This window comes from Latilactobacillus sakei (assembly GCA_002953655.1).
GTDB classification, from domain to species: domain Bacteria; phylum Bacillota; class Bacilli; order Lactobacillales; family Lactobacillaceae; genus Latilactobacillus; species Latilactobacillus sakei_A.
Genome location: CP025839.1, coordinates 1,291,127 through 1,303,461, shown reverse-complemented (window position 1 = coordinate 1,303,461; position 12,335 = coordinate 1,291,127). Strand labels below are relative to the sequence as shown.

Annotated in this window: 14 protein-coding genes; all 14 read left to right on the top strand. The window is 41.1% G+C overall.

What is annotated here, in order from left to right; translation table 11 throughout:
* The 14 genes from C0213_06450 (at position 1) to C0213_06385 (ending at position 12,310) form a co-directional block, all read left to right on the top strand.
* Complete coding sequence (locus C0213_06450; GenBank protein AUX12069.1) at positions 1-1,098, top strand: peptide chain release factor 1; 1,098 nt, start codon at positions 1-3, stop codon at positions 1,096-1,098.
* Positions 1,076-1,945 (top strand): peptide chain release factor N(5)-glutamine methyltransferase, encoded by an 870-nt coding sequence (gene prmC, locus C0213_06445; protein AUX12068.1) that lies wholly within the window; start codon positions 1,076-1,078, stop codon positions 1,943-1,945. Before C0213_06450 ends, prmC begins: the two co-directional genes overlap by 23 nt.
* Before the next feature lie 29 nt (positions 1,946-1,974).
* Complete coding sequence (locus C0213_06440) at positions 1,975-3,003, top strand: threonylcarbamoyl-AMP synthase (GenBank protein AUX12067.1); 1,029 nt, start codon at positions 1,975-1,977, stop codon at positions 3,001-3,003.
* An 86-nt stretch (positions 3,004-3,089) separates the two neighbouring features.
* Positions 3,090-4,337, top strand: a complete 1,248-nt coding sequence (glyA, locus tag C0213_06435) for a serine hydroxymethyltransferase (protein AUX12066.1) — start codon at positions 3,090-3,092, stop codon at positions 4,335-4,337.
* A 156-nt stretch (positions 4,338-4,493) separates the two neighbouring features.
* Complete coding sequence (locus C0213_06430) at positions 4,494-5,123, top strand: uracil phosphoribosyltransferase (protein AUX12065.1); 630 nt, start codon at positions 4,494-4,496, stop codon at positions 5,121-5,123.
* A gap of 308 nt (positions 5,124-5,431) precedes the next feature.
* On the top strand, positions 5,432-6,145 hold the full coding sequence (locus C0213_06425; GenBank protein AUX12064.1) for a F0F1 ATP synthase subunit A: 714 nt from the start codon (positions 5,432-5,434) through the stop codon (positions 6,143-6,145).
* A gap of 18 nt (positions 6,146-6,163) precedes the next feature.
* Positions 6,164-6,376, top strand: coding sequence for a hypothetical protein (locus C0213_06420; GenBank protein ID AUX12063.1), 213 nt, complete (start codon positions 6,164-6,166; stop codon positions 6,374-6,376).
* Positions 6,377-6,438: 62 nt separating this feature from the next.
* Positions 6,439-6,960: an ATP synthase F0 subunit B gene (gene atpF / locus C0213_06415; protein ID AUX12062.1), complete on the top strand. Its 522-nt coding sequence runs from the start codon at positions 6,439-6,441 to the stop codon at positions 6,958-6,960.
* Positions 6,947-7,489: a F0F1 ATP synthase subunit delta gene (locus tag C0213_06410; GenBank protein AUX12061.1), complete on the top strand. Its 543-nt coding sequence runs from the start codon at positions 6,947-6,949 to the stop codon at positions 7,487-7,489. The genes atpF and C0213_06410 overlap by 14 nt, the downstream gene beginning before the upstream one ends.
* Before the next feature lie 27 nt (positions 7,490-7,516).
* The gene (locus C0213_06405; protein AUX12060.1) at positions 7,517-9,052 is read left to right on the top strand and encodes an ATP synthase subunit alpha; all 1,536 of its coding nucleotides are present in this window, start codon (positions 7,517-7,519) and stop codon (positions 9,050-9,052) included.
* A 12-nt stretch (positions 9,053-9,064) separates the two neighbouring features.
* On the top strand, positions 9,065-10,012 hold the full coding sequence (locus C0213_06400; protein ID AUX12059.1) for a F0F1 ATP synthase subunit gamma: 948 nt from the start codon (positions 9,065-9,067) through the stop codon (positions 10,010-10,012).
* Positions 10,013-10,035: 23 nt separating this feature from the next.
* Entirely contained in the window at positions 10,036-11,466 is a 1,431-nt protein-coding gene (gene atpD, locus C0213_06395) for a F0F1 ATP synthase subunit beta (protein AUX12058.1), read from the top strand.
* A 12-nt stretch (positions 11,467-11,478) separates the two neighbouring features.
* Positions 11,479-11,916: a F0F1 ATP synthase subunit epsilon gene (locus C0213_06390; protein AUX12057.1), complete on the top strand. Its 438-nt coding sequence runs from the start codon at positions 11,479-11,481 to the stop codon at positions 11,914-11,916.
* Positions 11,917-12,076: 160 nt separating this feature from the next.
* Positions 12,077-12,310 (top strand): hypothetical protein, encoded by a 234-nt coding sequence (locus C0213_06385; GenBank protein AUX12056.1) that lies wholly within the window; start codon positions 12,077-12,079, stop codon positions 12,308-12,310.
* Positions 12,311-12,335: the final 25 nt, after the last annotated feature.

The window sequence follows — 12,335 nt, the reverse complement described above, 5'->3', positions numbered from 1 at the left end:
ATGGATAAAATGTTTGAACAACTCGATGGTTTATTAGACCGCTATGCAGAATTACAGGAATTAATGTCTGATCCAGAAGTGATTAATGAAACCAGTCGCTACATGGAACTTTCTAAGGAAGAAGCGGGCTTGCGCGAAATTGTCGGCAAGTATACGCGTTTGAAGGAAGTTTTAAGCGAAGTGACTGAAAATGAAGAACTTCTGCGCGAAACTAGTGATGCTGAAATGACGGAATTAGTTAAGGCTGATTTAGAAGAACTCCAAGCTGAAAAAGCCCAATTAGAACAAGAAATTAAGATTTTAATGTTACCAACTGACCCTAACGATGAAAAGAATATCATCATGGAAATTCGGGGCGCCGCTGGTGGGGACGAAGCAAGTCTTTTTGCTGGCGATCTCCTTAATATGTATCAACGTTACGCTGAATCACAAAACTGGCAAACAGAAATCATCGATGAAACAGCGACTGAAGTCGGCGGCTTCAAAGAAGTTGCAATGATGATTACCGGTAAGAATGTTTATTCGAAATTAAAATATGAAAATGGGGCGCATCGTGTCCAACGGATCCCAAAGACGGAATCACAAGGCCGTGTTCATACCTCAACAGCAACCGTTGCTGTTATGCCTGAATACGATGGTGTCGATGTCGAATTAGAAGCAAAAGATATTCGGGTTGATGTTTACCGTGCTTCTGGTGCCGGTGGTCAACATATTAATAAGACCTCTTCAGCCGTTCGGATGACCCATATTCCAACCGGGATTGTTGTGGCAATGCAAGATCAACGTTCACAACAACAAAACCGGGTTAAAGCAATGAAAATTTTACAAGCACGTGTTTACGATTATTATGAATCACAAAATCAGAGTGAATATGACTCAAGTCGTAAATCGGCCGTTGGCTCTGGGGATCGTTCAGAACGAATCAGAACGTATAATTATCCACAAAACCGTGTGACTGATCATCGAATTGGTTTGACGCTCAATAAGTTAGATCGCATTATGAATGGCGAATTAGGCGACGTAATCGATGCCCTAATCCTTTTCGATCAAACAGAGAAATTGGAGCAATTACAAGATGGCACAGCTCACTTATCTTAAAGCCCTGAATTGGGCTTTTTTATTTTTAGAAGAACGCAATAAAGAACGCGAAGCAGCGCGTTTCCTAATATTAGGACGTCATCATTGGACGACCACTCAGTTAGTGTTGCATTATCGCGATGAAATGCCTGCAAAAGAGTATGAACAATATCAAGCCGATTTGGCGGCATTTGCTGAGGATCAACCGGCGCAATATATTTTAGGTTATGCAAGCTTTTACGGACGTGATTTTAAAGTGACGCCCGCAACGCTTATTCCGCGACTTGAGACCGAGGAATTGGTAGAATGGGTATTGTCAGTAGCCCCTGTTAAGGACAGACCGCTAAAAGTGTTAGATGTCGGGACCGGGTCGGGTGCCATTGCGATTACCTTGGCCTGTGAACGTCCAGATTGGCAAGTCTCTGCGGTTGATATTTCACCGGCCGCAATTAAAGTGGCCCAACAAAATGCGCAAACATTAGGTGCAAAGGTTGACTTCATCGAAGGTGATTTCTTGACGCCTGTTATGGGGCAACAATTTGACGTGATTGTGTCGAACCCGCCATACATTGCAGAAGACGAACGCGCTGTTATGGATGCTTCGGTCCTTAAGCATGAACCAGATTTAGCATTATTTGCGCCTAATAATGGGTTAGCTTTTTATGAACGCTTCGCGCAGGAAGTCCCCGCATTTTTAGAACCAGAGGGGACACTCTTTTTAGAGTTCGGTTATCAACAAAAAGAAGCGATTGTTCGGATTTTTGAGCAAAAAGACCCTCGATTTAGCCTTGAAGTGCAAAAAGATATGGCGAATTGGTCTAGAATGATGCGAGTGGGTTACGATTTCGATCGGAATTTGTTATTATAGAATAAGATGTTGATTAAGGAAGGCATATAATGGAAACAAAACGATACACAGTCAACCAAATTGAACAAGCAGCCGCTGCTTTGAATGCGGGCGAATTAGTTTCTTTTCCAACTGAAACGGTTTATGGCCTAGGGGCAGATGCTACTAATCCAGCCGCCGTTAAGAAGGTCTACGCTGCCAAAGGACGTCCTAGCGATAATCCGTTGATTGTCCATGTTGCTTCGGTTGAAACGGTTGAACATTACGCAGTGACGTCAAACCCGGCTTTTGGGCAATTAGTCAAAGCCTTTTGGCCCGGATCATTAACAATTATCTTACCCTTGAAACATGGGGCGTTTGATGCTGTTGTGACGGGGGGGTTGAAGACTGCTGCTTTTAGAATGCCAGACAATCAAGTGACATTGTCATTGATTAAAGCCGCGGGCGTACCGATTGTTGGCCCCTCAGCTAATACATCTGGGAAACCAAGTCCAACCTTAGCTGATCATGTATTACATGATTTGACAGGGAAAATTGCCGGCGTCATCGATGACGGCCCCACGGGTGTAGGCTTGGAATCAACGGTTATTGATTTAAGTGTGGCAACACCAGTTATTTTACGACCAGGGGTGGTGACGCAAGAAGCCATTGAACGTGTGATTGGTCCTATCATGACCAATAAGCATAAAGTTGGGGCAGCAGAAACACCGAAAGCACCCGGGATGAAATATAAGCATTATGCGCCTAACGCACAGGTTTATATCGTCGCTAATCCGGATGACTTTGATGCTGCGATTGACTGGGCTAGCCAACAAGCTGTGCCATTTGGCGTGATGGCTGTTGATACCATTTTGGAAAAGCAAGTAAAAGTCCGGTTTAAAGACCAATTCTCATTAGGCGAATCGGTTGTCACAGCGAGCCAGCATTTATTTGAAGGACTGCGGTATTTTGATTTGAATCCAGAAGTTAAACTAATTCTCGTCCAAGGCTTTGCCAAGGAAGGGGTTGGGTTAGCGTATATGAACCGCCTTGAAAAATCAGCAGGGCAAAAGTATTTTAGTAAGCAACAAGCTGATTAATGGTTTAGTAACTGCCTAATGGCCAGTGATTGTAAGTTGCAAGCCAAGCACTTTTGACCCAATAATCCCCCTAAGGAGTGTTGTGCATGTTAGCTAAGACAGATCCAGTGATTAATGATTTAATTAAGCAAGAAGAAAATCGTCAACGTCATAATATTGAATTAATTGCGTCTGAAAATATTGTTTCAGGTGCTGTTCAAGAGGCACAGGGCAGTGTGCTAACGAATAAATATGCGGAAGGTTATCCAAACAAGCGTTTTTACGGTGGTTGCGAGTACATCGATCAAATTGAAACACTCGCGATTGAACGGGCAAAAGAATTGTTTGGTGCCGATCACGTCAACGTCCAACCCCATTCTGGTTCACAAGCTAACATGGCGGTCTATCAAGCACTATTGGAACCTGGCGATAAGATTTTAGGGATGAATTTAACGGACGGCGGCCATCTAACGCATGGGTCACCGTTCAATTTTAGTGGCCAACTCTATGATTTTTATAGTTATGGTGTTGCCGACACGAATGAACAATTGGATTATGATCGCTTAGCTGCCAAGGCTCAAGAAGTGCATCCTAAGATGATCGTTGCTGGCGCTTCAGCTTATAGTCGCACAATTGATTTTCCACGCTTACGCGAAATTGCGGATCAAGTTGGTGCCTACCTAATGATTGATATGGCCCATATTGCCGGCTTAGTGGCAACAGGTGTCCATCCGAGCCCAGTGCCATATGCCGATGTCGTCACAACGACTACCCATAAGACACTACGGGGCCCTCGTGGGGGGATGATTCTTTGCAAGGCAGAATATGCCAAGGCAATTGACTCTGCTATTTTCCCAGGGATTCAAGGTGGCCCACTAGAACACGTGATTGCTGCTAAAGCAGTTGCTTTTGGTGAAGCGTTACAACCAGAATTTACAGCTTATACAAAACAAATTGTTGCTAACGCGCAAGCAATGGCCACTGTTTTTGACCAGTCAGATTTAGTGCGGGTCGTTTCGGGGGGGACGGATAACCATTTGATGCTATTGGACTTGACCAATAGTGGTCTCAATGGGAAAGAACTGCAAAATCTATTGGATAGCGTGCACATTACGGTTAATAAAAATACAATTCCGTTTGAAAAATTAAGCCCGTTTAAGACAAGTGGGATTCGGGTTGGCACACCAGCTATTACATCGCGTGGATTTAAAGAAGCTGATTGTGAACAAATCGCCAATTTGATTCTAGAAGTGATTGAAAAACACGATCAACTAGAAGCAATGACCGCAATTAGTGAAGCGGTCTTGAAATTAACCGACCAATTTCCAATCACCCAAGCAAAGTTTTTAGATTAATTTAGGAATACTGCTAGTTTTTTACTGTGATATACGCTACAATAATAAACAGAATTTTAAGCGGAAAGGAGAGTGGCTCAGAGGATGTTTCTTTGGAGTCACTCTTTTTTGTTGAAATTCTTTCCATCAAATTGAATAGAATAGGGGCAAAAGGTAATGGCAAAGTTCACAGTTTTAAATCATCCGTTAATTCAACACAAATTAACAATTATTCGTAACAAGAATACGGGGACTAAAGTGTTCCGTGAAGTGGCGAATGAAATTGCCGAATTAATGGTTTACGAAATTACGCGCGATTTAGCAATGGAAGACGTTGAAGTTGAAACACCAATGGGCCCAGCTATTGAAAAGCAATTGAGCGGTAAAAAATTAGCAGTTGTCCCAATTTTACGTGCTGGTTTAGGCATGGTCGATGGCGTTTTGGAATTGATTCCAGCCGCTAAAGTCGGTCATATCGGGATGTACCGTGATGAAAAGACGCTTCAACCACACGAATATTTCGTTAAATTACCAACAGATATTGACCAACGTCAATTATTTATCGTTGATCCTATGTTGGCAACTGGTGGTTCTGCAATTATGGCAATTGATGCCCTTAAAAAACGTGGTGCAACATCAATGCGTTTAGTTGTTTTAGTAGCAGCACCTGAAGGCGTTAAAGCGGTGCAAGAAGCACATCCAGATGTTGATATTTATGCAGCTGGTTTAGATGATGGATTGAATGAAGAAGGTTATATTTATCCTGGTTTGGGCGATGCTGGTGATCGTTTGTTCGGGACTAAATAATTATTGCACATATAATAGGAGGCGTTCGGCAATTTGGCGGGCGCCTTTTTGGTACCTAACATTATATTTTGAACTTGCTAACGCTTTAATTGACGCTTAACCGACTCAACAAAAAATAATTGCAAATTAATCGCTAATTACTTTGTACTTTCAAATTAATGGTGGTATTATCTTAATTGTGTTGCGGTAATAATTTATGCGTCTTTTTACATAAATGTTACTGTTTTTTAGGTTAATTGGTTGTACGTAGTTGTTAATCGGAGAACTCGCGTGAACTAGTAAATAAGCCTAGGGAAGGAGGGAATCTTGTGGGTGATAAATATCCCATTATTAGCATTTTGGGAATTCGTTTTAATTTAGCGAACTGCCTTTCGGTATTATTAAGTGCAGCAATTGTTTTCGCGCTCGTCTTCTTCTTATCAAGAAAGATTGCGTTGAAACCAACCAAGCGGCAGAACGTCCTGGAATGGATGATCGACTTTACTAATGGTATCGTTAAGAGTGCTATGCCGGGCGAAGAAGGGAAGCAATTCTACCTATTTGCCTTTGTTATGTTTCTTTTCGTATTCATTAGTAATCAGTTCGGTTTGATTTTCCAGATGAAGGTGGACGAAGTGGTTTGGCTGAAGAGTCCAACTGCGGATCCGATTATTACAATGTCCTTAGCGATGATTGTATTAGTCCTTTCGCATTATTTCAGTATTGAACGACTAGGATTTGGTAATTATTTGAAGAGTTATATTAAACCAGTAGGATTTTTCTTACCGATTAATATCATCGAACAATTTACCAATTTCTTGACGCTGTCATTGCGTTTGTATGGGAACATTTTTGCCGGGGAAGTTTTATTGAATCTTTTAGTTAAGATGGCTTTCTCGCATGGCCCAGCCACAATGCTTGTCACAGCACCAATTCAGATGGTATGGCAAGGATTTTCCGTCTTTATCGGATCAATTCAAGCCTTTGTATTTGTAACATTATCAATGGTCTACATTTCAGAGAAAGTCGAAATGGAAGACTAAAATCAGGAGGAAAAAAATATGAACTTTTTAGCAGCAGCTATCGCAGCAGGACTTGCAGCATTCGCAGCATCATACGGTAATGGTAAGGTAATTTCTAAGACAATCGAAAGTATGGCACGCCAACCAGAATTGTCAGCACAATTAAGATCAACAATGTTTATCGGTGTTGGTTTGATTGAAGCTGTTCCAATTTTATCAATCGTCGTTTCTTTCTTGATCTTATTTAGTTAATCCGAGTGAACAACGTTTCACTTTAAAAATTAGACAGTAAGTCAAGGAAGGAGTGTCAATAGATGTTTAGTAATTTAATCGTTGGTGCTTCTGCATCTTACCTTGGAGATTCACTATTTGTACTTGTTGTCTTCATCATCTTAGTTGCTTTAGTTGGTAAATTTGCTTTCGGACCTGTTTCAAAAATGATGCAGGAACGTTCAAATAAAATTACCAATGATTTAGATAGCGCCGCTCAATCGCGTGAAGATGCTGCCAAATTGGCTGCACAACGCGCAACAGAATTGAAGAGCTCTAAATCAGAAGCCGTTGAGATTGTTAACACAGCTAAACAAAACGGTGAAAAACAACGCGAAGGTATGATTACCCTCGCCCAAGAAGAAGTCCAAACTTTAAAACAAAATGCTAAAAAAGACATCGAACAATCTCGTTTAGATGCGTTAAACAGTGCGAGAGATGATGTTGCTCAATTATCTATTGAAATTGCTTCTAAACTCATTAAGAAAGAATTGTCAGTCGCTGATCAAAAGTCATTGATCAATTCCTATATTGAAGGGTTGGACAAGCAAAATGAAACTAGATAAGTATGCAGTTGGACAACGCTATGCAAAGGCCTTATTTTCCCTTGCAGAACAAGAGCAACAATTTGAAAGTATCCATGATGAGATACAAGCACTCGAGACCATTTTCAATGACAATCCAAAATTAGGCACAGTTTTAACAGATACAACCTTATCTGGGTTGAAACAGCGTAACTTATTAAAATCATTGAGTAGTGATTTTAGTACTTTAATGCAACACTTTTTGAGCTTAGTTTTTGACTATCAAAGAATGGCTGAAATGCCTTATATTATCGCAGCTTATGAAGATCTCTATGATCAACATAAAGGGATTGCGCATGCTAAGGTGACTTCAGCAGTTGCTTTAGACGATGATCAATTAGCTAAGATCAGTCAATCTTTCGCCAAACGCGAAGGCTTAAACGAAGTGTTAATCGAAAGTGTCGTTGATCCAGATATTATTGGTGGTATTGTGCTTGAATCGAACCATAAGGTAATCGATGGAAGTGTCAAACACGGCTTAGACCAAATTAAGTCGTTATTATTGAAATAGTCAATCGTTGATAAAGAGGTGAACCTGATGAGCATTAAAACTGAGGAAATCAGTGCATTAATTAAACAACAACTAGCAAATTATAATGAAGAATTAGCCGTTGAAGAAGTCGGTACTGTCACTTATGTTGGTGATGGGATTGCACGTGCTCACGGTTTAGAAAATGCCCTCTCAAGTGAATTGTTAGAATTCTCTAACGGTTCATACGGTGTGGCACAAAACTTGGAAACAAATGATGTTGGTATCATCATCCTCGGCGAATACGAAAATATTCGTGAAGGGGACCAAGTTAAACGGACAGGGCGGATCATGGAAGTACCTGTTGGTGATGCTTTAATCGGTCGTGTTGTTAATCCGTTGGGTCAACCAGTGGACGGACGCGGCGAAATTAAAACAGATAAAACACGTCCTATCGAAAAGAAAGCACCTGGCGTTATGGCTCGTCAATCTGTTTCTGAACCTTTACAAACAGGTTTAAAAGCGATTGATGCCTTGGTGCCAATTGGTCGTGGCCAACGTGAATTAATTATCGGGGATCGTAAGACTGGTAAAACATCAGTTGCGATCGATACGATTATTAACCAAAAAGGTCAAGATATGATCTGTATCTACGTTGCCATTGGTCAAAAGGAATCAACTGTGAGAACACAAGTTGAAACCTTACGGCGTTATGGTGCAATGGATTATACAATTGTTGTCGAAGCTGGCCCTAGCCAACCCGCACCACTCTTGTACATTGCCCCTTATGCTGGTGCAGCAATGGGTGAAGAATTCATGTATAACGGCAAGCACGTTTTAATCGTCTATGATGATTTAAGTAAACAAGCTGCTGCTTATCGTGAAATCTCATTACTTTTAAGAAGACCTCCAGGCCGTGAAGCTTACCCTGGTGATATCTTCTACTTACATTCACGTTTACTAGAACGTGCTGCTAAGTTAAGTGATGAATTAGGTGGCGGTTCAATGACTGCTTTACCTATCATCGAAACACAAGCTGGTGATATTTCAGCTTATATCCCAACTAACGTTATCTCGATTACAGATGGTCAAATCTTCTTGGAAAGTGATTTATTCTATTCAGGAACACGTCCAGCTATCGATGCTGGTTCATCTGTTTCTCGTGTTGGTGGGGCAGCTCAAACCAAGGCTATGAAGAAAGTTTCAGGGACATTGCGTCTTGATCTTTCATCATACCGTGAACTAGAAGCCTTTACGCAATTCGGTTCTGATTTAGATGCCGCAACACAAGCCAAACTAAATCGTGGTAAACGGACTGTTGAAGTCTTGAAACAACCATTGCATAAACCATTACCATTTGAACAACAAACAGTAATTCTATATGCCTTAACACATGGTTTCATCGATGATGTACCTGTTGATGACATTATGCGTTATGAAAGTGGTTTAAATGACTATCTAGAAAGTAATGCTAAAGACTTGATGGATGAAATCCGTCAAACAACTAAATTGCCAGACACAGACAAACTTGATGCTGCTATCAAGGCCTTCACAGAAGGTTTTGTACCAGAACAAGCTGCCGATGACAAAGACTCAGATAAGTAAGGGGTGAATTAATTGGCTGAATCTTTAATGGATATCAAACGAAGAATCGCCTCTACTAAAAAAACTGGGCAAATTACAAGTGCTATGCAAATGGTTTCTGGTGCTAAGCTTTCTCAAATCGAAAAGAACTCAGTTGCTTACCAAGTTTATACTGATAAGATTAGAGAAATCGTGACGCATCTAGCTGCTAGTCAATTAATTGACATTGCCCGTCAAAAGAGTAGTTTACAAGCAGAACCTGCTGATTCTACTATTAAAACGGCGATTAAGCACGAAGTAACGTTGAGTAATTTGTTAGTGGAAAGACCAATTAAGAAAACCGGTTATTTAGTTATTACAAGTGACCGGGGCTTAGTTGGTGCATATAACAGCTCAATTCTAAAAGCAATGGTCCAAATGATTTCAGAAAATCATCAATCATCTGACGAATACGCAATTCTTGCGGTCGGCGGAACTGGTGCTGATTTCTTTAAAGCGCGGGGCATGAATTTAACTTACGAATATCGTGGTGTGAGTGATGTCCCTTCTTTTGAAGAAGTTAAACAAATTATTAAAACGGCCGTTGCGATGTATGATAATGGTGTTTACGATGAGTTGTACGTTTGTTACAACCACCATGTTAACTCATTAACATCTGGCTTTAGAGCTGAAAAAATGTTACCAATTACCGACTTAGATGTTTCAGAAGTTGCTGATCAAAATCTAGAATACATTACGGAACCTTCCGTGGATGATGCCTTAGACGCAATTCTACCGCAATACGCCGAAAGCTTAATTTATGGCGCAATGTTAGATTCTAAAACAGCAGAACATGCTGCTTCAATGGCAGCAATGAAGAGTGCGACTGATAATGCAAATAATTTAATTTCAGAATTGTCAATTAAATTTAACCGTGCACGTCAAGCTCAAATTACAACTGAAATCACCGAAATCGTCGGTGGTGCGGCAGCATTAGAATAAAAATGCGGGAGGAAGAAACAACTATGAGTATGGGAAAAGTTGTCCAAGTTATTGGTCCCGTTGTCGATGTCGAATTTTCTTTAGATACGGATTTACCAGATATCAATAATGCCTTAACAGTCGATAAAGGTAATGATGAAACTGTCGTTTTAGAGGTTGCTCTAGAATTAGGCGACGGGGTAATGCGTACCATTTCAATGGAATCTACTGACGGTTTACGTCGTGGGATGCCTGTTGAAGATGCTGGTCGTGCAATTAACGTACCAGTCGGTAAAGAAACTCTAGGACGTGTTTTCAACGTCTTAGGCGAAACAATCGATGGCGGCGAAGAATTTCCTGCAGATTTTAGACGCGACAGTATTCACCGTTCTGCGCCTAAATTTGAGGAATTAAATACAAGTTCAGAAATTCTAGAAACAGGGATTAAGGTTATCGATTTACTTGCCCCTTATGTGCGTGGTGGTAAAATTGGTTTGTTCGGTGGTGCCGGTGTTGGTAAAACCGTCTTAATCCAAGAATTAATCCATAATATCGCCGAAGAACATGGTGGTATTTCGGTCTTTACTGGTGTTGGTGAACGAACACGTGAAGGTAATGACTTATACTTTGAAATGAAAGAATCAGGCGTTTTGGAAAAGACAGCCATGGTTTTCGGTCAAATGAATGAATCACCTGGTGCGCGGATGCGTGTTGCCTTGACTGGTTTAACAATTGCTGAATACTTCCGGGATGTTGAAGGCCAAGATGTGCTATTGTTCATTGATAATATCTTCCGTTTCACGCAAGCTGGTTCCGAAGTTTCTGCCCTATTAGGACGGATGCCTTCAGCCGTTGGTTACCAACCAACATTGGCAACAGAAATGGGTCAATTACAAGAACGAATCACATCAACTAAAAAAGGTTCAGTTACATCGATCCAAGCCATTTATGTGCCTGCCGATGATTATACTGATCCTGCGCCTGCAACAACTTTCGCGCATTTGGATGCCACAACTAACTTGGATCGTAAGTTAACACAACAAGGGATTTACCCTGCTGTTAACCCACTAGAATCATCTTCTAGTGCGCTTGATCCTGAAATTGTTGGCCAAGAACACTACGAAGTTGCTTCTGAAGTACAACACGTCTTACAACGTTATCGTGAATTACAAGATATCATCTCGATCTTAGGGATGGATGAATTATCTGATGATGAAAAGATTATCGTTGCACGTGCACGTCGGATTCAATTCTTCCTATCACAAAACTTCCACGTTGCCGAAGCCTTTACAGGCCAAGCCGGTTCATACGTGCCAGTTAAGGAAACTGTTTCTGGCTTCAAAGCCATCCTTGCAGGCGAATACGATGATGTCCCAGAAGAAGCATTCCGTCTTGTTGGGAACATTGATGCTGCACTAGCAAAGGCAAAAGAAATGGGCTATACACAGTCTGAAAAGGCTGTCGATCAAGACTAGAAAGGGGCGTTAATGATGGCAGAAGAGCAAAAGGTATTAACCGTTAATATCGTAACGCCGGATGGTGTCGTTTATGATCACCATGCTTCAATGTTGGTTGTACCAGCAATGGCAGGGCAACTCGGTATTATGGCTAATCATGAGCCAATTATTACCCCTCTAGAAATTGGTGAAATTCGTGTTAAACGGACGGATAACCCAGGGCATGAAGACGCCATTGCAATTACTGGCGGCTTTATGGAAGTTAGTCATAACATCGCTTCAATCGTTGCTGACGGTGCTGAACGTGCACGGGATATTAACTTATCACGTGCCCAACGTGCTAAACAACGTGCCGAAGACGCTATTAAGACGGCTTCAGAAAAACATGATTCAGACGAATTACGCCGGGCTCAAATCGCACTTCAACGCGCGATGAACCGGATTGACGTCAAAAATCATTTACAATAGTCATTACAAGAAGCCCTCACGGCAAAAGTCGTGGGGGCTTTTTTGCTAGGTTATAATCCAACTTAATCTTCTTTTGTTAAGAAAACAGCTAAATACAGACAAGTGACTTTTCTGTATGTTACAATGTCCCTATATCCATTCATAGAGGAGCGTTATTGAAGTGCAATCAATTGGATCACAAGCAGTTGTCACCATTATTAGTCATATCGGCTTTATCGTTATTAGTTTTTACGGTCTCCAGTCTTTACGACTTGAACAGCTTTTTAAGCCGAATCATATTCGCCAGATTCAGATTGTCCTCATGTTTACAGCCATCATAATGGGTTATTTAGTAAGTCAATTCTTTTTAGAAATTATCGCGCAAGCGCGCAATATCATTTTTTTAGTCCAATAAATTAGCAGTCATATCGGAGGGAAAC